The sequence below is a fragment of the Gemmatimonadota bacterium genome (assembly GCA_040882465.1).
In the GTDB taxonomy this organism is placed as follows: domain Bacteria; phylum Gemmatimonadota; class Gemmatimonadetes; order Longimicrobiales; family Gaopeijiaceae; genus JBBEBG01.
The window spans coordinates 62,818-81,570 of record JBBEBG010000040.1 but is presented as its reverse complement, the minus strand read 5'-3'; the positions used below and the strand labels follow the sequence as shown (position 1 = coordinate 81,570).

General features: G+C 67.1%; 18 protein-coding genes and 1 tRNA gene. 3 read left to right on the top strand and 16 right to left on the bottom strand.

Annotated features, from left to right (window positions below; translation table 11 throughout):
* Nucleotides 1-5 precede the first annotated feature (5 nt).
* The 9 genes from miaA to WEG36_15565 all read right to left on the bottom strand — a co-directional run bounded on the left by miaA (nucleotide 6) and on the right by WEG36_15565 (nucleotide 10,470).
* On the bottom strand, nucleotides 6-980 hold the full coding sequence (gene miaA, locus WEG36_15605) for a tRNA (adenosine(37)-N6)-dimethylallyltransferase MiaA (protein MEX1259020.1): 975 nt from the start codon (nucleotides 978-980) through the stop codon (nucleotides 6-8).
* The gene (gene mutL, locus WEG36_15600; protein ID MEX1259019.1) at nucleotides 977-2,749 is read right to left on the bottom strand and encodes a DNA mismatch repair endonuclease MutL; all 1,773 of its coding nucleotides are present in this window, start codon (nucleotides 2,747-2,749) and stop codon (nucleotides 977-979) included. The genes miaA and mutL overlap by 4 nt, the downstream gene beginning before the upstream one ends.
* Before the next feature lie 6 nt (nucleotides 2,750-2,755).
* Entirely contained in the window at nucleotides 2,756-3,559 is an 804-nt protein-coding gene (locus tag WEG36_15595) for a TatD family hydrolase (protein MEX1259018.1), read from the bottom strand.
* A 56-nt stretch (nucleotides 3,560-3,615) separates the two neighbouring features.
* Nucleotides 3,616-4,590, bottom strand: a complete 975-nt coding sequence (secF, locus tag WEG36_15590) for a protein translocase subunit SecF (protein MEX1259017.1) — start codon at nucleotides 4,588-4,590, stop codon at nucleotides 3,616-3,618.
* Between the two features lie 10 nt (nucleotides 4,591-4,600).
* A complete protein-coding gene (gene secD / locus WEG36_15585; protein ID MEX1259016.1) occupies nucleotides 4,601-6,298 on the bottom strand; it encodes a protein translocase subunit SecD in 1,698 nt (565 codons plus the stop codon).
* A gap of 146 nt (nucleotides 6,299-6,444) precedes the next feature.
* Nucleotides 6,445-7,557: a metal ABC transporter permease gene (locus WEG36_15580; GenBank protein MEX1259015.1), complete on the bottom strand. Its 1,113-nt coding sequence runs from the start codon at nucleotides 7,555-7,557 to the stop codon at nucleotides 6,445-6,447.
* Complete coding sequence (locus tag WEG36_15575) at nucleotides 7,554-8,690, bottom strand: metal ABC transporter permease (GenBank protein ID MEX1259014.1); 1,137 nt, start codon at nucleotides 8,688-8,690, stop codon at nucleotides 7,554-7,556. Before WEG36_15575 ends, WEG36_15580 begins: the two co-directional genes overlap by 4 nt.
* Nucleotides 8,687-9,472 carry a metal ABC transporter ATP-binding protein gene (locus WEG36_15570; protein MEX1259013.1) on the bottom strand — a complete coding sequence of 262 codons (786 nt, stop codon included), beginning with the start codon at nucleotides 9,470-9,472 and terminating at the stop codon, nucleotides 8,687-8,689. The genes WEG36_15575 and WEG36_15570 overlap by 4 nt, the downstream gene beginning before the upstream one ends.
* Nucleotides 9,469-10,470 carry a zinc ABC transporter substrate-binding protein gene (locus WEG36_15565; protein MEX1259012.1) on the bottom strand — a complete coding sequence of 334 codons (1,002 nt, stop codon included), beginning with the start codon at nucleotides 10,468-10,470 and terminating at the stop codon, nucleotides 9,469-9,471. Before WEG36_15565 ends, WEG36_15570 begins: the two co-directional genes overlap by 4 nt.
* Before the next feature lie 130 nt (nucleotides 10,471-10,600).
* Here WEG36_15565 and WEG36_15560 point away from each other — a divergent pair, with 130 nt between their 5' ends.
* Complete coding sequence (locus tag WEG36_15560) at nucleotides 10,601-11,155, top strand: hypothetical protein (GenBank protein ID MEX1259011.1); 555 nt, start codon at nucleotides 10,601-10,603, stop codon at nucleotides 11,153-11,155.
* Nucleotides 11,156-11,173: 18 nt separating this feature from the next.
* Here WEG36_15560 and WEG36_15555 read toward each other — a convergent pair whose 3' ends face one another.
* The gene (locus WEG36_15555) at nucleotides 11,174-11,545 is read right to left on the bottom strand and encodes a BlaI/MecI/CopY family transcriptional regulator (protein ID MEX1259010.1); all 372 of its coding nucleotides are present in this window, start codon (nucleotides 11,543-11,545) and stop codon (nucleotides 11,174-11,176) included.
* Nucleotides 11,546-11,728: 183 nt separating this feature from the next.
* Between WEG36_15555 and murB the strand changes: the two genes are divergently transcribed.
* Nucleotides 11,729-12,688, top strand: a complete 960-nt coding sequence (murB, locus tag WEG36_15550; GenBank protein ID MEX1259009.1) for a UDP-N-acetylmuramate dehydrogenase — start codon at nucleotides 11,729-11,731, stop codon at nucleotides 12,686-12,688.
* A 3-nt stretch (nucleotides 12,689-12,691) separates the two neighbouring features.
* On the opposite strand, the gene WEG36_15545 is transcribed toward murB, so the two are convergent.
* Genes WEG36_15545 through asd form a run of 5 tightly spaced genes read right to left on the bottom strand, consistent with a single transcriptional unit; the run spans nucleotide 12,692 to nucleotide 16,880 of the window.
* Nucleotides 12,692-13,078, bottom strand: a complete 387-nt coding sequence (locus WEG36_15545) for a hypothetical protein (protein ID MEX1259008.1) — start codon at nucleotides 13,076-13,078, stop codon at nucleotides 12,692-12,694.
* 48 nt (nucleotides 13,079-13,126) lie between these two features.
* A complete protein-coding gene (locus WEG36_15540) occupies nucleotides 13,127-14,479 on the bottom strand; it encodes an MATE family efflux transporter (GenBank protein ID MEX1259007.1) in 1,353 nt (450 codons plus the stop codon).
* Nucleotides 14,476-14,934 carry a DUF2203 domain-containing protein gene (locus WEG36_15535; GenBank protein ID MEX1259006.1) on the bottom strand — a complete coding sequence of 153 codons (459 nt, stop codon included), beginning with the start codon at nucleotides 14,932-14,934 and terminating at the stop codon, nucleotides 14,476-14,478. Before WEG36_15535 ends, WEG36_15540 begins: the two co-directional genes overlap by 4 nt.
* A complete protein-coding gene (gene proC, locus WEG36_15530; protein ID MEX1259005.1) occupies nucleotides 14,934-15,785 on the bottom strand; it encodes a pyrroline-5-carboxylate reductase in 852 nt (283 codons plus the stop codon). The genes WEG36_15535 and proC overlap by 1 nt, the downstream gene beginning before the upstream one ends.
* Before the next feature lie 24 nt (nucleotides 15,786-15,809).
* On the bottom strand, nucleotides 15,810-16,880 hold the full coding sequence (gene asd, locus WEG36_15525; GenBank protein ID MEX1259004.1) for an aspartate-semialdehyde dehydrogenase: 1,071 nt from the start codon (nucleotides 16,878-16,880) through the stop codon (nucleotides 15,810-15,812).
* A 161-nt stretch (nucleotides 16,881-17,041) separates the two neighbouring features.
* On the opposite strand from asd, the gene WEG36_15520 reads away from it, so the two are divergent.
* Nucleotides 17,042-17,114: transfer RNA gene (locus WEG36_15520), tRNA-Asn, on the top strand.
* A 333-nt stretch (nucleotides 17,115-17,447) separates the two neighbouring features.
* Here WEG36_15520 and WEG36_15515 read toward each other — a convergent pair.
* The gene (locus tag WEG36_15515) at nucleotides 17,448-18,203 is read right to left on the bottom strand and encodes a DUF6503 family protein (GenBank protein ID MEX1259003.1); all 756 of its coding nucleotides are present in this window, start codon (nucleotides 18,201-18,203) and stop codon (nucleotides 17,448-17,450) included.
* Nucleotides 18,204-18,753 lie beyond the last annotated feature (550 nt).

Sequence of the window (18,753 nt, the reverse complement as noted above, 5' to 3'; positions counted from 1 at the left end):
CGCCATCATTCCGGGCCGCCCCGTGCGGGCGCACTCCCTACCCCTTCCAGGGGGCTCCTGGTCCCCGCCCACCAGTCGAAAACCCGCGCGACCTGGTCGGCCGGCGGCACCGTCGCGTCGAGGACGAAGGTGTTGGCCGGAAGCTGGTTTCGGAACCAGGTCTCCTGCCGGCGGGCGTATCGGCGCGTCCCACTCTGGACTCGGGCGATCGCCTCCTCCTGGGATAGGGTCCCCGCAAGCACTTCGGCGGCCTCCCGATATCCGGTCGCGGTCATTCCCGGCGACGAAGCGGTGATCCCCCTCTCCAGCAGGTGGCGCACCTCATCGAGGAGCCCCCCCTCGAACATCGCGCGGGCGCGGGCATCGATCCGCCGGTGGAGCTCGTCGCGTGGCACCTGCAGTCGCACGATGCGAGTCTCGACCGGGAGAGCATCCGGGGGGGCGTGCCGGTGCCACCAAGAGAGGGGGTGTCCCGTCAGGAGGGGAACCTCGAGGGTGCGGGCCAGCCGCTGGCGCCCACCTTCGGTGGCGAGGGCCGCCCGAGCGGGGTCGAGCGCACGTGCCCAACGCCCCATCTCTTCGACCGACAGGGTGGAGAGGTAGCCCCGCAGCCGCTCGCGCCGCCCCCCTTCCAGACGGGGTTCGCGGAAGATGGGCTCGGTCAGGGCCCGGAGGAAAAAGCCCGTTCCTCCCACGAGCAGCGGAACACGCCCTCGTCCGCGGATCCCCTCGATCCAGCCCCGCGCGTCGCGGGCGAACTGTCCGGCGGAATACCGCTCGCCCGGATCCACGAGGTCGAGCCCGTGATGGGGAACACGCTCCCGGTCGGCCGGCGTCGCCTTGTCCGTTCCGATGTCCATCCCGCGATACACCTGCCGCGAGTCCGTCGAAACGATCTCCGCACCAAGCCGGAGCGCCAGGGAGATCGAGAGGACCGTCTTTCCCGAAGTGGTAGGGCCGACGAGAGCGAGTGCGCTCAACGCCCGAACTTCCTCTCGATCTCCCCACGGGAAAGGCGGACCGTCGTCGGTCGCCCATGCACGTCGTGGAAGGGAAGCTCGGTGGCGAAGAGGGCGTCGAAGAGCTCCTGGACCTCGGAGTCCGAGAGCGGCTGTCCCGCCTTGATCGCGCCTTTGCACGCGAAGCTCATCGCCACGCGCTCATGTTGATTCCGCGCCGCGCGGGTCAGCTCCGAGCCCCGGGTCAGCTCATCGATCATCTCCCGCAGGCATCGTTCCGCGTCGAAGTGGGGGTGCGGATGGGGGACCGCATGCACGATCACCGTATCCCCGCCGAATCCCTCGACCTCGAATCCCGTGCGCCGGAGAAGCCCGCCGAGTTCCTCCACGATCGCGTATTCAGCCAGAGTGAGGCGCACCGTCAGGGGAAAGAGGAGCCGCTGTCCTTCCATGCCACCGGCGCCGAAGCCGGCCATGATCCGCTCGAAGAGGACGCGCTCGTGAGCCGCGTGTTGGTCGATGAGTAGTAACCCGTCGCGCACCTCGGCCAGGATCCAGGCGTCGTGGACCTGCCAGAGGCGCGGGCTCTCCGCCCCGTCGCCTCCCGTGGCTTCCTGCGCCGCCCCCCCCTCTGCCCCCGGTTCCATTTTTCCAGCTGCCCGCTCGGTATGCGACGGACGCTGCACGCCCCCCGCAAGGAAGAGGGCCATCTGCGCTTCGGCCGGCGTGCCCTCGGGCCGGCGCTCACGGACCCGGAGGAGCGTGGGGACCGTGCCGGTGCCGAAGGTCGCGGCGCTCTCGAGGGTTTCCAGCGCACCTCGCACACCCCGCTCGACGAGGTCTTCGACGGCCGCCCTATCGCGAAACCGGACCTCGGCTTTCGTCGGATGCACGTTCACGTCCACCCCTCCCCGCGGCGCATCGAGGAAGAGGAAGACCCAGGGACGATGCTCGCGCGGGATCGTCGTCCGATATCCTCGGTCCGCCGCGCGGAGAAGGACGGGCTCGCGGAAGGGGCGATCTCCCAGGAAGAGGTACGACCGGCGGAAGCCCGGCTTCGTCGCGTCGGGCCTCTGGACGACTCCATGAATTGCGAAGTCCCCATCACGGAAAGCGACGGGAAGGAGGTCGGCGGCAGCTTCCGCGCCCCAGATCGCACCGATGCGCTCCACGACGTCGGCGACGGCGGGGAGCTCCAGCAGCGGCCGCTCGTCAGAGTCCAGGTGGATTGCGACTTCCGGGTGCGCGAGGGCGAGGGGCGCGAGGGCCTCCGTCACGGCGCGAGTCTCGGCGGCGGGTTGGCGAAGAAACTTCGCGCGGGCCGGCGCGTTGAAGAACAGGTTTTCCACGGTCACCGTGGTCCCCGGCGTGCGCGCGACATCCTCGACCGCGGTGATCGCACCGCCACGCGCGACGATCCGGGTCCCGACTTCCTCTTCTCGCACGCGGGTCTCGAGGGTCATCCGTGAAACCGAGGCGATCGCCGGGAGCGCCTCTCCCCGGAACCCGAAGGTCTCCACGGCCCGCAGATCGTCCGCGCTCCGGATCTTGGAGGTCGCATGCCGGTCCAGGGAGAGGATGGCATCCTCGCGGCCCATTCCGCGGCCGTCGTCCGACACGCGCACGACCCGCTTTCCTCCCTGGACGAGCTGCACGCGGATCTCCCGCGCGCCGGCGTCGAACGCGTTTTCGACGAGCTCCTTCACCACGGAAGCGGGACGCTCCACGACCTCGCCTGCGGCGATCTGGTTCGCCACGCTGTCGGGAAGGACGCGGATGGTGCGGGGCATCGGAGTTCAGGCGCCTTCATTCGCATGGGGGAGGCGGAAGAACCGGCATGCCGTCTCGCTCGTGTCGCACTCGACTTTCTCGGGCGCCTCTCCCCTCAGCTCCGCCATGCGGTCGCGGATCAACGGAAGGAAGGCGGGTTCGTTTCGTTTTCCGCGATAGGGGACCGGCGCCATGTAGGGCCCGTCCGTCTCGAGCATGTACCGGTCGGCCGGAACGTTTCGCACCGCCTCCACTCCGTCGAAGGACTTGAAGGTAACGAGGCCGGTGAACGAGACGAGCCATCCCGCGTCGAGCGCGGCCGTGAGAAGCCCGGGATCGCCCGGGAAACAGTGGAGGACGCCGCGAACCCCCGCCTTTCCCGCCTCCAGCACCCGCTCGGTCATCTCCTCCTCCGCTTCGCGGCAGTGGACGACGAGGGGGAGGTCGAGCTCGGAGGCGACCTCGATATGCTCGTCGAAGACGCGCCGCTGGGAATCACGGGGAGAAAAATCGTAGTGGAAGTCGAGCCCACATTCCCCGACGGCGACGACCTCGGGATGGGCGAGCGCCTCCCGGAGCCTCTCCCGGAAATCGGCCGGTGCCTTCGCCGCCTCGTGGGGATGAACGCCCGCCGTACCCCAGATCCGCGCGCCCCCGCCGCCGGGAGCCGCGCTCTCCGTCAGGAGGGCGCGCACACGTTCGGCGTCCCGGAGGTCGGAGGCGATCGCGATGACGCCGCTCACCCCGGCGCCCGCCGCGCGCTCCAACACGCCGGAAAGCTCGCCGCGGTAACGGGCGTCGGTCAGGTGGCAGTGAGTGTCGAGGAGCATGTCGGACGGAGACGCTCCCCCAGGGGGTGTGGGACCGTGCGAGGCGCCGGCCCCGGTCAGACCGAGACGGCTTCCTTCCCGCGGGGCCGCTTCAATTCCTTCTTCCGCTGCGCCTCTTCCTTCGTCCCCCAGCGGCGCTGGATTTCGAGGAGGGCGGGCGCTGCCACAAAGATAGAGGAATAGGTCCCGACGACGATCCCGAGGATGAGGACGATCGTGAAGTCGCGGATCACGGCGCCCCCCAGGATGAGGAGGGCCGTGAGAACCGCGAGGGTCGTCCCCGACGTCAGCACGGTGCGCGGAATCACCTCGTTGATCGAGCGGTTGATGAGCTCGACCGGGTTCTCCCTGCGGGCGCCCTTCTTCGAAAGGTTTTCGCGGATCCGGTCGAAGACGATGATCGTGTCGTTCAGGGAGTACCCGATGACCGTGAGGACTGCCGCCACCGTCGAAAGCGAAATCTCCACCCGGAAGAGCGCGAGGAATCCGAGGGTCACGAGGAGGTCGTGCGCCGTCGCGACGATCGCGGCCCATCCAAACCTCACCTCGAAGCGAAAGCCGAGATAGACGAGGGTGAGGAAGAAGGAGATGAGGATCGCCGTCGCTGCGCGCGCCCCCAGCTCCGATCCGATCTTGGCGCTGACGAACTCGGAGCGGGAGACCTCGACCGCGCCGATCTCGGGGCTCGCCTCGAGCTGGGCCCGAACCCTCTGTCCGACCTCTTCCGCCGCGACCCCTTCCTCGAGCTCCGTGCGAATGAGGAATTCGCTGTCGGAGCCGAATCGGGTGATCGCGGGAGCCTGCGCGCCACCGAGGGCGTTCCTGAGCATCCCGTCCGTGACACCCTCCGCGACGCGAACCTGGACCAGCGTCCCCCCCGTGAAGTCCACCCCGTAGCGGAGCCAGCTTCCCATGGTCGCGAAGTTGACGACCATCGCCACGATCCCAACCGCCACGAGCGAGGCCGAGAGGATGTACGCACGGCGCCGAGGGCCGATGAAGTCGTACTTTGCGTCCTTGAAGAGGCGCATCGAAAAGCCCTCAGATGCTCAACGTGTCCGTGGCGCTCTTTCCCCTCAAATGAATGAGGAGGAAGGTGCGCGTCACGTACAGGGCGGTGAAGAAGGAAGCGATGATCCCGATCGAGAGGGTGACCGCGAAGCCGCGGACCGGACCGGTTCCAACCTGATAGAGGATGAGGGCCGTGATGAGGGTCGTGAGGTTGGAGTCCAGAATGGCCGAGAGGGCATGTCCGAACCCTTCGTCCACCGCGGTTCGCACCGCCCTCCCGGCATCCAGCTCCTCCCGGATGCGCTCGAAGATCAGGACGTTCGCGTCCACGGCCATCCCGATCGAGAGGACGAGGCCGGCGATTCCAGGAAGCGTCAGCGCCGCGTCCAGTGCGGCCAGCCCTCCCATCACGATCACCACGTATACGCCGAGCGCCGCGATGGCGAGGGCGCCGGCGACCTTGTAGTAAACGATCATGATCACCACGACGAGGAGGAGCCCGACGATCCCCGCAATCCGCCCCTGGTCTACGGAGTCCTGCCCGAGCGACGGCCCCACTGTCCGCTCCTCTTCGATCCGGAGGGGCGCGGGAAGGGCGCCGGCGCGAAGGACGAGGGCCAGGTCGGCCGCTTCCTCCATCGGAGCCGCACCGAGCTCGATCCGGCCCTGCGAGCCGATCTGGGCGCGCACCACGGGGGCGCTCACCACCTCCCGGTCGAGGACGATGGCGATCCGGTTCCCGATATTGGTGGAGGTGATATCGGCGAAGTCGCGTCCACCCGCGCGGGACAGCTGAAAGTTCACCACCGCCTGGTTCGTATCCACCGCCCGCTGCGCCTGCGCGTCCTCCAGATCCTCCCCCGTGAGGAAGGGATTCCTGTCCAGGACGTAAAGGCGCCGGTAGGTGCGCCCACCCACCGCGTAGGGTTCCCAACCCCAGCGGAGCGTCACGTCGCGAGGGATGACGGCCTCGACTTCCGGGATCTCGAGAAATCCCTGGATGATCTCGAAATCCTCCGTCGGGACAAGGAATTCGCCGACGTCGAGCCCTTGGAGAAGCGCTCCGGAGAAGGGCACGAGCGCCCCTCCTTCGGCCTCCGCGGCGGTCGTGTCCTGCGCCGAGGCAGTGTCCGCCGCGACGGAGTCGGGTGGAACCGTGGTGTCCGCGACCGCCGCGATGTCCCCAGGTTCGGCCGCGGAGTCCGCACGTCCCAGGAAGAGGTCTTCGAGGGACGCTCCCGTCGCATCCGTGGCGGCTTGGACGGCCCGCCCGAGGGCGCGAATGGAGTCTTCGCCGAGCGCGAGCACGATCGCACGGTCAATGCGGCTGAGCGCCTGATACACGTCGGCGACCGGCCGGACGAGCATCCACTCCAGGAGGGCGGTCGTCCCGATGATCTCTTTCGCCCGCTCCTCGTCGCTGATCCCCGCCAACTCGACGATCAGGCGGTAGTTTCCGACCTTTTGAATGAGGGGCTCGGCCACCCCGAGCTCGTCCACCCGGGTCCGGATCACGACCTCGGCGCGATCAATCGCGTCGGCGCGGGCCTCGTCGGTCAGGACGCCGTCCGGATCATCCACTTCCAGAACGAGCTGCATTCCCCCCTTGAGGTCCAGTCCCAACCGCATGACCGATCCGAGCTCGCCATAGTTCTGGTAGAGGTACCAGCCGCAGATCCCGACCACAGCCAGGATGACGACGATCCGCGCTCTAAGGGACTGGAACATGGCGTCGGTGATGGGCTTGGGAGCGGTGCGGGGGTAGGTGAGGGGCCCGACTGAGCCTTATAACTTGGTGGAGCCCCCCTGGGGTGTCAATTCGCGGGACCGGGCCGGCTCACGTGAGGGCCGGCAGCGCGTCCCGCTGCGATTCTTCAGGTGACCATCCGGTGCCTGGCGACCTCCCGTCCGAGCGGGGTCAACCGCAGGAGATCCCCGGCATCCCGGGTCACGAATCCTTCCCGTTCGGCACGTCGAACCACCCGCTGCGCGAAGTCGGCAGTCCATCGGAGGTGCTCCCCGAGGTGCGCAACGCGGTTCTCTTCCAGCGCCCCGGCCCCGTCTTCGTGGTGGAGAAGGTGGATCGTGAGCATGAGGCCGGCGAATTCGATCCGCTGTCCGGCCTTCCTCCGCGTTCCCGCCACCAGCCCCCTCTCCGGTGCGAAGAGGAGGGCCGCGAGAAACGCCATTCCCGCCATGACGGCCATCGAGCCGGCGATCGAGGCGTCGAGCCATCGCGCCATCCAGAACCCCGAGATCGCGGATCCCGCGCCGATGAGCGTGCTTCCGGCGAGGAGCACGGGGAGCCTGTCGGTGAGGAGGTAGGCCGCGGCGGGGGGCGCAATCATGAGGGCCACGACGAGAATCGAGCCGACGGCATCGAAAGCGCCGACCGCCGTCACCGAGACCATCCCCATGAACACGTAGTGGAGGAGGACCGGGGAAAATCCAAGGGCCGCCGCGAGGCCGGCATCGAAGGTCGAGAGTTTCAGCTCCTTGTAGAAGACGACGACGGCAAGGAGGTTGAACGCCAGAATCCCTCCCATGAGCCAGAGGCTCTCCGGCCCCAGGTCCATCCCTCCCACCACCAGGCGCCGGAAGGGCGCGAAGGCGATTTCCCCCAGGAGGACGGCATCCAGGTCCAGGTGCACGCTTCCCGCATACCGCGAGATCAGGATTACGGCCACTGAAAAAAGTGCCGGGAATACGAGAGCGATCGCCGCGTCCTCTTTGACGAGCCGGGTCCGGAGGAGGAGCTCGACCAGAGCGACCGTCAGGACTCCGGTCCCCGCTGCGGCAACGATGAGGAAGGGCGACGTGATCTCTTCGACGACAAAAAAAGCGAGCACGATCCCGAGAAGGATCGAGTGCGAGATCGCGTCGCTCATCAGGGCGAGCTTCCGCAATACGAGGAAGGTCCCGGGGAGGGCGCAGGTGACCGCCACGACCACGGCGATCAGCTGGATCTCCAGATCGGCCGAGGTCACGCGTCGTGCTCCGGGAGAAAAAGGGTGCGCGCGCGCTCGACGCCGCTCCGCGTGAGCGTCCAGGCCCCGGGTCGGGACTCGCGCGCCCACCCCATCTCGGCGAGCGCGCGCAGACTTCCCTCCACGCCGTTGGCCCGTGGCTGCATGGCCCGGAGCACCGCAACGGGGTGCGCATGCTCCGTACCCTCCCCGTGTTGGGCGGCAAGGGCATAGAGGTCCGCGAGGACCGAGTCCGCGCGGACTCGCTGGCGGGTGCGGAAGCTCCGCAGGAGTCCGGAGACGATCCCCCGCCCCGGGGCGACGAGAAGGGAGACCACGAGCGCCACGGTCGCGAGCAGCACGATCGTCGGGCCGGTCGGAATCCCGCCGCCCATGGCGCTCAGCATGGCGCCTCCGGCCCCGGCGGCGGCGCCGAGCCCAGCGGCGAGGAAGACCATGATCCCGAGCGAGTCGGTCCACTGCCGCGCGGCCGCGGCCGGGGCGACCACGAGAGCGCTCATCAGGACCACGCCGGCGGTCTGAAGCCCGATCACGATTGCCACGACGAGCAGGGTCGTGAGGAGAATCTCCACCCGAACCACCGGCAGGCCGATCGAGGCCCCGAACTCGGGGTCGAAGGCGAGGAGCTTGAACTCCTTCCAGAAGAGGACGACGAAGAGAAGCGCGACGGCGCCGACGGAGGCGATCATCGCGACGTCCCGGCCGAGAAGGGTCGCGGCCTGACCGAAGAGAAAGGTGTCGAGACCGGCCTGCGCCGCCGTCGGGAGGCGCTGCACGAAGGTCAGAATGACCAGGCCGAGCCCAAAAAAGACCGAGAGCACGATTCCGAGCGCCGAATCGGGAGGAATGCGCGAGCTTCGCACGATCCCGAGAACGATCAGAGTTCCGATCCACCCCGCGATCGCCGCACCGAGAATGAGGACGGGGGCCGCGCGCGATCCGGTGAGCAGGAAGGCGATTCCGATCCCGGGAAGGGCGGCGTGCGCGATCGCGTCACCGAGGAGGCTCTGACGGCGCAAGAGGGCGAAACATCCGAGCGCGCCCGCCGCGGCACCCAGTGCCGCCGCGCCCAGCGCGACCGTCCGAAGCGTGTAGTCGAAGAGAAGGAGTTCGAAGAGCTCCCGAAGACTCACGGAGCCCCCGGTGCCCGCGCGCCCGGGTCTCGCGGGGCCGCCTGCCCCGCAACCGCCTGAAGGAAGGGAATCCTCCCGCCGTATGCCATGCGGAGGTTCTCCTCGGTGAAGACCTCCGCGACGGGTCCCGAGGCGATCTTGCGGACGTTCAGGAGAGCGACATCGTCGAAGTATTCGGGCACGGTCTGGAGGGCATGGTGCACCGCGACGACCGTGTCGCCCCGCGCCCGTAGCTCGTGAAGGACCTCGACGATCGCACGCTCGGTCCGCGCGTCCACACCCTGGAAGGGTTCGTCCATGAGATAGACTTTCGCCGCCTGGACCAGGGCCCGCGCCAGAAAGACGCGCTGCTGCTGCCCTCCGGAGAGCTGGCTGATCTGCCGCTCGGCGAAGGCCTCCATCCCCACCTTCTCTAGCGCGTCGCCGGCGGCGGCTCGTTCCTTTTCACCGGGGCGGCGGACCCAACCGAGCTTTCCGTACGTCCCCATCAGGACGACATCAATCACGGAAGTCGGGAAGTCCCAGTCCACCGTTCCGCGCTGAGGCACGTACGCCACCTCCCCGCGCGCGTCGCGATACCTCTTTCCGAGAACCCGCACCCGCCCAGCCGCCGGTTTCACGAGCCCGAGAACGGCCTTGATGAGCGTCGTCTTTCCCGCTCCGTTCGGGCCGACGATGGCCGTGAGGGCGCCTGCGCGCACAGAGAGATCCACGTCCCAGAGGACGGGGTTCTCCCTGTAGGCAACCGTGAGGTCGTTGACCTCGATTGCCGGCTCGGTCACTCGCTTCCGCCTCCCCCTCCGCCGCCCAGGAGCGCGTCCACGATCGTGCTCACGTTATGCCGCACCATCCCCGGGTAAGTCCCCTCGTCCGTTCCCGGGTCCCCCATCGCGTCCGAAAAAAGAAGGCCGCCGATCTCGACAGCGCCTCCCCGCGCCCGCACCGCGGCCTGGACCGCTTCGACATTCCGCCGGGGAATCGAAGATTCGACAAAAATCGCCGGAATCCCCCGCTCCGTGATCAATCGGACCAGCCTCTGGACGTCCCCGGTCCCCGCTTCGGAGACGGTGGAGAGCCCCTGGAGTCCCTCGACGGTGAAGCCGTACGCGCGCCCGAAGTAGTTGAAGGCATCGTGGGCGGTGATGAGGATGCGCAGTTCGACGGGGAGTTCCTGGACCCGGCTCCGCACCCAACCGTCCAAGAGTTCCAGCTCGTCGAGGAGCGCCGCGAGGTTCTCCGCGAAGAGCGGAGCGCCTTCCGGATCCACCTCGCGGAGCGTCTCTTCGACCGTCCTCGCCGCGGACATCCAGAGGCGCACGTCGAACCAAACGTGGGGATCGTATTGCCCCTGAAACTCCGCAGGCGTCAGAAGCTGGTCGCGTGGAATCCCGTCGGTGACGGCCCGTGTCCGGATCCGCCCGTTCATCTCGGCGAGGACTTCCGACATCGCCGCCTCGAGGTGAAGCCCGTTGTAAAAGATGAGCTCGGCCTCGGAGAGGAGTCGGACATCGCCGGCGCTCGCCTTATAGAGGTGTGGGTCCACTCCCGGGCCCATGAGCCCCTGGACGGCGACGCGGTCACCGCCAATCCGCTCCACGATATCGGTGATCATCCCGATGGTCGTCACGACCTTCAGCCGGCCGTCGTCCGGGGTGTCGTTCGAGGCGCACCCCGCTGCAAGGGCGAGAAGCGCGAAGACCAGCGGAGACGCGACCCCGCGTCCGAGCGCGGGCACACGCGGAGCCGGAGGGCGCCAGGCGCAGTGGAAACCGAGTCTCATGGAAGGCGAAGGAATCGCCAATTCCCTTTGAATTAGGGCAAGCTAATGTGAACTTTAGGCTAGCCTAATTCTATGGGGGTTATCTTCCCTGGTCAAGGATTCCAGCCCTTCCTGATCGAATTTCGAGGCGATGAAACGAGCCCGGACCCTTCTCCAGGCGGTGTTCCTTCTCGGAGGCCTCCTTTTCGCCGCCGGCTCGGCGCTCGGGAACGGGGGGACACTTCGCATCGCGGACGCCGCGATCGGAGGGTACCAGGTCTCGGTTTTCACGGACCCGACGCCGGCGCGCCCGGACACGTTGCATGTATCGGTGCTCGTCCTGCGCGAGGGAACGGGGGTCGTGGCGGAGGATGTGGAAGTCCGGATCTCGGCCCGCTCAGAGGACCCTCCGGCTACCATCCCCGCCGTTTCGGCGATGCGCCACCAGTCCGACGATCCCCGTTATTACCACAACCACTTCGTGCTGACGCACGCCGGCGTGTGGGAGATCTCGGTCGCGATTTCCGGGGAGGCTGGGGAGGGAGAGACCCGTTTCGAGCTGACCGCGCGCCCTCCGGGGCCGCTCGACAACCCGGTCGTCCTCGTTCTCGTTTCGCTCATCCCGCTGGCCGTCGCCGCCTGGTGGCTCACCCGCCGAGGATCGCCCGCGGGGCCTGACTCGAAGACGCCCGGCGCGGACGCCTGAGCGATTCGAAGAGAGACGCTACTTCGACTTTGTTCCGAGAGCCTTTTTCAGGTCCGTCCTGCGCTTCGCGGGAATTCCCGGGTGCGAAACGAGGCGGTCGAGGAGCAGGCTCGGCGAATTGTTGAAGAGCTTCCGCAGGAGGCGCTCGAGGTGGGACGCCTGGGCCTCTTCGCGCGAAACCAGAGGATGGTACCGATGGGCGCGACCTTCTTCTTTGTGACCGACGTATCCCTTGTCTTCGAGGGTTCGCAGGATGGTGAGAACAGTCGTGTAAGCGAGCTCGTCCTCGATCCCGTCTTTGACCTCCGCAACCGTTCCCGAGCCGGAGTCCCAGAGGACCGCCATGACATCCAACTCGCGCTCCGTGAAAACAGCAGGACGAGCGATCACAACCCCTCCTGAAAAGGTCGGCCAAGGTCGGCCTTTGATTCGGACCCCATTTGCGCGGTCCGAGCCCTTCGGGGCGCCGGCCGGCAGACGAGCATATTTGGGAATGGGTGCTGTACACCTCCCTTCTCGGTGGGATCCGCGGCCGTTGTTGACGGTCGCCCGTCCCCGGTAGTTTCGACCGCCATGGCCAAGCCGACCCCTCACCCCGTGGAAGCGCTCCAGGAGCGGCTGGGCAACCTCCCCCTGGAGCGGGAGATCCTCCTCTCCCCGTTCACGACCTTTCGCATCGGGGGTCCGGCGGATCTCTTCGTCCGGGCCCGGACCGCGGACGAGCTTGTCCGGGCGGTGGCCGCGGCTCGCGAGCTCGGTCTCCCTCACTTCCTCCTCGGCCGGGGGGCGAACATCCTCGTGGCGGACGCGGGATTCCGCGGGCTCGTCATCCGCTCCGAGGTCGGGGGAATCCACTTTCTCGACGACGGAAGGGTCCGGGCCGGAGCCGGAGTCGAGTGTTTCCCGGATCTCATCCAGGCCACCCTACGCCGAGAGCTGGGCGGCCTTCATCACTTCGTCGGAATCCCCAGCACGGTGGGGGGGGCGCTCTGGCAGAATCTCCACTTCCTCTCCCCGGAGCCCGCACGGGATCGCACCGTATTCATCGAGGAAGTCCTCGAGTCCGCGGAGATTCTGAGCGAGGAGGGGGAGCGGCGCACGGTCGGCGCCGACTATTTCGAGTTCGGGTACGACCGCTCGATCCTCCAACGGCGGCGCGACATCGTCCTCACTGCGACTTTCCGCCTCGATTCCTCCCCCCTCGACGAGTTGCGTCGGGTCGTTCGGGAGAATCTGGCCTGGCGCGACGAGCGGCACCCCGACCTTTGGCTCTACCCCTGCGTCGGATCCATCTTTCGAAAGCTCGAGGGAATCGGCGCCGGGCGCCTTATTGACGAGTGTGGACTCAAGGGGCGGGTCTTTGGCGCGGCCGCCATCTTCCACAAACACGCGAACATCATCGTGAACCTCGGGGGCGCGACGGCGGCCGAGGTATGCGCGCTCGTGGATCTCGCCCGCGAAACGGTCCTTCGACAACTCGGGCACGAGCTCGTCCCGGAGATCTCCTTCATCGGTGATTTCGGAACGCCCTGACCCTCAGGGAGACCCAAGGGGCGGGGGTCCACCGGGGAGCACGGGAGGAAGAAGACCGGTCCAGACGGCGACGGTCCACCCGAGGAAGACGAGGTGGACCAGAAGAAAGAGGGCGAGGGCGAGCCGGGGAACGAGCGCCCGCTCCAGGCTCAGGTTGTACGCTACGAGCCCGATCGGAAGGAGGAGGATCCAGCCGATCCGCGGAAGGAGGTACTCAGCGATCGTCGGGAAGGTGTCGAGGATCGGTGCTAACCGCGCGAGGCCGCCTCCCGCCCGGACGATGACGCGCGTCAGTAGGGGAAAGAGAACCATCACCTCCGGAAAGATGAGGAGGGCGTTCACGAAAAAGAGCCCGCCCCTCCGCGTCTCGATCCAACGCTCTTCCGTCATGATCCCACCTTCGGGCCAACCGCGATCCGGATCATTCCTGGTTCTCCATCAGCCTTCGACAGCCAACCGCTCGAGGTCGCGCCGGAATCGGACGCGGACCCGGAGGAGAAGGAGTGCGGCCACGGCCGCCAGCCCGGCCGCGAGCCCCCACCAGAGCCCGGCGGGTCCCCACCCCAGGCCAAAGCCCAGGAACCCGGAGACCGGCAAGCCCACGAGCCAGAACCCAAGAATGTTGGCGAGCATGGGGACGCGTGTATCGCCGGCGCCCCGGAGGACTCCCGCCGCCACTGCCTGGAGGCCGTCGGAGATCTGGAAGACTCCCGCGATCGGGAGAAGGACCGCGACGATCGCCACCACCCCGGGATCGCCGGTGAAGAGACGGCCGAGCGGCTCGGGAAAGAAAAGGAAGACGAGCGCCGCGGCCGACATGAAGGCGAGGGCGAGCGAAAGGGACGCCCCCGCCGCCCGCCTCGCCCCCGGAGCGTCGCCCCGTCCGATCCCCTGCCCCACCAGGACGGCCGAGGCCGCCCCGATCCCCATCGGAACCATGAAGGTGAAGACGCTCAGATTGAGCGCGATCTGATGTCCGGCCATCGGCTCCGTCCCGAGCCACCCCATCAGAATGCCGGTCAGCGCGAAGGCGCCGAACTCGAGCACGAACTGCATCCCAATCGGAATGCCGATGGAGAGCATTCGTAGGAGAGGGGCGATCCTTCCGACTTCCGCGCGCCAGGGACGCAGGAGAGGGGCGAGCAGGGGCCAAGCGACCACGAGGAGCCCGATTGCCAGCACCCAGCGAGAGAGCGAGGTGGCCCACGCGGATCCCACCGCGCCGAGAGGGGGCACCCCGAGGTGGCCCCAGATCAGGACCCAGTTCAGGAACACGTTCGCGACATTTCCGAAGACTGCGGTCCAGAAGATCGGGCTCACGCGTCCCATCGCCTGGAGCGATTGTCGGAAAACGATGAAGAGGAAGAAGGGCACCGCTCCGAGGATGGATCCCCGGGCATACCCGGCTGCGATCGGGATGACCTCGGCCGGTTGCCGCGCAAACCGAAAGACCGCCTCCCCGGGGATGAGGACCAGCGCCGTAACCACGCCGAGCACGAGGGCGAGGGCGAGCCCACGTTGCATCCCCCGCGCCGCCGCCTCCCGATCCCCCGCGCCGACCGCCTGGGCCATCACCGGGTCGAGGGCGAGGAGGATGCCCAGCCCAAAAATTCCGACCACGAAGAAGTAGAGGTTTCCGAGCGCGACCGCGGCGAGGTCCGCGGCGGAGACGCGGCCGACCATCAGCGTGTCCACCACGCCCATCGCCGTGAGACCGACCTGGACTCCGGCGACCGGGAGGGCGAGACGGATCACCGAAGCGAAATCCGCCCGCCCGGGGCGAAGGGTCACCCGTCCTCCCCCTCCCGTCCCATGTGGATGGCCTCCTCCGCCGTGAGCGGGCGGCGCCCCGCGAAACCGTCCTCGACCTCATGCCACGCCACGATTCCGGATTCGCCCGCCTGCCAACAGAGATACACGGTCCGCCCCCGATATCGGGTCGGGAAGTCCACGAGCCCGCGCTCCAATCCGCCCTGGGGAAAACGCACGCCGAGCCCGAGAATCTCCCGTTCGACCCGCCGTTCGATCTCCCCGATCGCACGCTTCACCCCGGCGCGATGGGCAAGGAACTCTTCGCGGTCCGGATTCGCCGGCTCCTGCACGACCTTCCCCCAGAGCGCGTCGAGGATCTGGATCTGATCCATCCGCGTGTCAATCTCTTCCCGGAGCAGACGGATCTGTGCGAAGGTCGCCTCGAGCCGCGGAAGAAGTGTTTCCGCTTCCCTTACGGTGAAGAACCGCTGCATCACGACCGGGGAGAGCCCCCCTGCGAGGTTGGATCGAGCGAGGCAGCTCGCTGAGTCGAGACGACGAGGGCTCGAACGATGGCCGAGCTGAAGCCGCGGTTCTCGAGCTCGTTCAACCCGACGATCGTGCAGCCGTTGGGCGTCGTCACCTGGTCGATCTCGGTCTCGGGATGGGTCTCGTTCTGGATGAGGAGCTCCGCCGCACCCTTCGCCGTCTGCGCCGCCATCCGCATCGCCTCGTCCGCGTGGAATCCGATCTCGACTCCTCCCTGTCCCGCCGCGCGGATCGCGCGGAGAAAAAAGGCGATCCCGGACGCGCAGAGCGCCGTGGCCGCCGCCATTTTGCTCTCCTCGATGCGGATCGTCTTCCCCAGGTGCCCGAATAGCGCCTCGACCTCGGGGAGCGCGCCCATCGAGGTGCGGTCCGCTACCAAGCAGGTCATCGAGTTCAGCGTCTGGATCCCGAGGTTCGGCATCGCTCGCACGACGGGAATCTCGGGACCGACCTCCCTCCGGAGCGTCTCGAGCGAAACCCCGGTCGCGGTAGAGACGATGATGTGCTGGCTCGGATCCAGGACGACGGCCAGGTCCCGCAGAACGGGGCCGACGTGTTTGGGCTGGACCGCGAGGATGATGATTCCGGCGCGCCGGACCGCGGAAGCGTTGTCGTCCCCGACCGGGTGTCCTGCCGCAGCCAGATCCGCGATCTGCTCGGGTTGGCGCCGTGTGAGGAGAACCTCGGCGGCCGGCCGGTACCCGGATCGCACGATCCCTCTCGCGATCGCGGCGCCGAGGTTTCCCGCGCCGAGAACGGCGATGGGAAGGGCGGCTCTCCCGAATGTCTCGCTCATGGGATCCCCCGTGCGAGTGGAAGGTCAGGAAGGAACGCGGATTCCGGGGAACTTCCCCTGGGCCGCCGCGAGCTCCGCGCAGAGGAGGGCGCCGCCCGCCGCACCACGAATCGTGTTGTGCGAGAGGACCGCCATCCGGATGCTGAGCAGGGGACAAGGCCGGATCCGCCCCACGGAAACCGCCATCCCCCCCTCCAGGTCGCGATGGAGGCGCGGCTGCGGGTGGTCCCTCCCGGCCAGGACGTGAATCGGCCGTGCCGGCGCGGAAGGGAGCCCGAGCTCCTGCGGCGCGCCCCGGAAGGCGGCGAGCACCTCCCCGACCTCCTCCGGAGATGCGTCCCGCTCAAGCCCGACCGAGACCATCTCGAGGTGGCCGTCCAGCACGGGGACGCGCGTGCACTGCGCGCTCACCCTGATTTCGGCATCGCGAATTCCCGCCCCGTTCAGCGTTCCCAGGATTTTCATCGTCTCCGTCTCGAGCTTCTCCTCTTCCCCCGAGATGAAGGGGACGACGTTGTCGAGGATTTCCATCGAAGCGACCCCAGGAAGCCCCGCGCCGGAAAGCGCCTGAAGGGTGACGACGTTCACCCGGTCCACTCCGAACGCGTCGTGGAGGGCGCGAAGCGGAATCACGAGGCCGATCGTGGAGCAGTTCGGGTTCGTGACGATCCCGCCCCCTTCGGGGAAGCTTTGCTCCTTCAGAAGCGCGAGGTGATCTGGGTTCACCTCGGGGACGAGGAGCGGGACGTCCCGGTCCATCCGGTGGTTCTTCGAGTTGGAGACCACCATGACGCCGGCCTGGGCGAAGGCCGTCTCCGCCGGGCCCGCCACCGACGAGTCCAGTGCGGAGAAGGCGATCCGGACGTCCGGGCCGGGCTCCGTGGGAAGGACCATGAGCGACCCGATCTCGGGCGGGAGCGGATCGTCCTGGACCCAACGCGCGGCTTCCCCGTACGGCTTCCCCTCGGAGCGCTCCGACGCCGTGACGGCGACGACGCGAAACCAGGGATGCCGAGCGAGGAGTTGAATGAAGCGTTGGCCCACGCTTCCGGTGGCGCCGAGGACGGCCACCGGAATCCGATTGTCCCGCGCCATCACAAAGTTTCCTTGTGATCGAATGGAAGATTTCGAGCGAATTACCAATCTGCCGAAGCACGGCGGGAACACCAAGGGGGACCGATCGAGTCGGGTCCTCTTCGAAACACGGCGCGCAACCTTGATCGAGGGGGTCGCCCGGTTATCTTTTGCCGCACCTTTGGGGTGTAGCTCAACTGGCAGAGCGCCTGGCTGTTAACCAGGAGGTTGTAGGTTCGAGCCCTACCGCCCCAGTCGCTGTAAGTGGTGTGAGTGAGGAACTTGCGGACCTCAAGTAGTTTGTGAGCTCGGTCGAGTGTGCATGTTCGTCAGGCACGTTCGGCCGGGCTCTTGCGTGTGGGAGAGACCGTGAGGCTCGGGTGCGTCAGGACGAGACAGCCACCTCCGATCTCCATCAGGCCGGAGAGGGCGAACAGGACAACGGAATAAAGGATGAGCCGGGCGCTCGTAACTCGCGGAGGGTGATTGGGTCAGTTGAGAGGACGTCCGTCTGCACGCCCGTCAGCCAGCTAAAGGCCCTCCGGCCTGAGGCTGAGCGCTCAGCATGCTTCGATCAATCCAGACTTCCTAGGGGCCCGTCTCCACTTTGACCGAATCGAATTCCACCATGGAGATGAGTCGGAGCTCACCTCGCTCGAGAAACTCGTCATAGTTGGCGATGTCCTCGATCTCAGGGTCCGCCGTGTAGTTCTCGTAGTCCTGGACGAGGATCCCGCCGACTCCCCGGCGGTTGACGGCGCGTCGAAACCGCGTGACAGGGGGATCGAGGGGTTCGGCATACGCGAGGTAATCGAGGGTCCAGTCACCCTCGCGGAACCAATAGACAAACCGGTTCTCCCACCCGCTTCCGCCACCATCCTCGCCGAACGTCACCTCGACCTTCCGATACGGTCGACCTTCGACCGTGGCCGAGCCGAGGTCGGCCAAGCGGACGGAAGGATCATCCAGCCGAAAGGGAAGAAATCCGAGGTAGACTGTCGAGTTCACCGCCATCGCGATGTCTCCGCTTCGCTCCTCCCCGGCAGCCCGCCGTTCTCCCGCATCCTCGACCCAGGTCCCCTCATTATCCATGACCTCTCGGACCGTGGTACCAAGCGAATCCGCGACGGTGCGCTGGTGTCTGTAGACGCCCCCGTCGCGAATGATCTGGAAGGGAACGCCGCGAAAGTCCCATGAGATCGTGACGTTCTCGAAGACATCCCCGCCGTACCGTTCAATTGACGCCTCCACGATCTCCTCCGGCGTCTCGATCGTCTGATCACATCCGGCAAGCCCAGCGGCACCAAGGAACAGGAGGGCTCGGGTCGGCCGAATCTTCACCATCGTCTCCACCTTGTGGCGGTCGGGTTCTCAGGATAGAAGGGCATTGCGCAGTGTAACGGCAACACCCTTCGGACGCACGGGAGGGAAAGGCGTCATTGGCGATACGCGACACTGGGCGAGTCGGGACCCTGGTGGTGGAGACGAACCCAGGGTGCCAGATCGAGGGGGTGTGACAGATTTCGGAGCCGCGGTTCAACTGCACCGTGAAGATGGCTGAGAGATCCACACTTCCGCGACAGCACGTTTCTCTCAGGCCGCCTGACACGGCACGACAGCCTCGATGATCGAACGCGGTGCGAAGGGTGGCGCTCCTATCCGTATGCACGTTTGTGTGCATGTTGAGATCCCCGAACCCCGTGGATGATCCGAAAACCGTCCACGAGATCCGGGGATCATGTTGGCGCGGCGACTCGACTTTCGTGAAAATCGGCCGAATCCCGCGGCGCTGTTAACCAGGAGGTTGTAGGTTCGACTCCGAGACAGGTGCCAGCATATTGACCATCTCCGAACAGCTGGGGCGGGGGGGGCCCCCCCCCGCATGCACCCCCCC

What these genes read in the sequence shown, in the direction of transcription:
- WEG36_15595 (MEX1259018.1), bottom strand. Translation starts at nt 3,559, where the DNA reads ATGCTCCTCGACACTCACTGCCACCTGACCGACGCCCGTTACCGCGGC.
- proC (MEX1259005.1), bottom strand. Translation starts at nt 15,785, where the DNA reads ATGAGCGAGACATTCGGGAGAGCCGCCCTTCCCATCGCCGTTCTCGGC.
- WEG36_15515 (MEX1259003.1), bottom strand. Translation starts at nt 18,203, where the DNA reads ATGGTGAAGATTCGGCCGACCCGAGCCCTCCTGTTCCTTGGTGCCGCT.
- secF (MEX1259017.1), bottom strand. Translation starts at nt 4,590, where the DNA reads ATGCGCCTCTTCAAGGACGCAAAGTACGACTTCATCGGCCCTCGGCGC.
- WEG36_15565 (MEX1259012.1), bottom strand. Translation starts at nt 10,470, where the DNA reads ATGAGACTCGGTTTCCACTGCGCCTGGCGCCCTCCGGCTCCGCGTGTG.
- WEG36_15560 (MEX1259011.1), top strand. Translation starts at nt 10,601, where the DNA reads ATGAAACGAGCCCGGACCCTTCTCCAGGCGGTGTTCCTTCTCGGAGGC.
- WEG36_15545 (MEX1259008.1), bottom strand. Translation starts at nt 13,078, where the DNA reads ATGACGGAAGAGCGTTGGATCGAGACGCGGAGGGGCGGGCTCTTTTTC.
- mutL (MEX1259019.1), bottom strand. Translation starts at nt 2,749, where the DNA reads ATGCCCCGCACCATCCGCGTCCTTCCCGACAGCGTGGCGAACCAGATC.
- murB (MEX1259009.1), top strand. Translation starts at nt 11,729, where the DNA reads ATGGCCAAGCCGACCCCTCACCCCGTGGAAGCGCTCCAGGAGCGGCTG.
- asd (MEX1259004.1), bottom strand. Translation starts at nt 16,880, where the DNA reads ATGGCGCGGGACAATCGGATTCCGGTGGCCGTCCTCGGCGCCACCGGA.
- WEG36_15535 (MEX1259006.1), bottom strand. Translation starts at nt 14,934, where the DNA reads ATGCAGCGGTTCTTCACCGTAAGGGAAGCGGAAACACTTCTTCCGCGG.
- secD (MEX1259016.1), bottom strand. Translation starts at nt 6,298, where the DNA reads ATGTTCCAGTCCCTTAGAGCGCGGATCGTCGTCATCCTGGCTGTGGTC.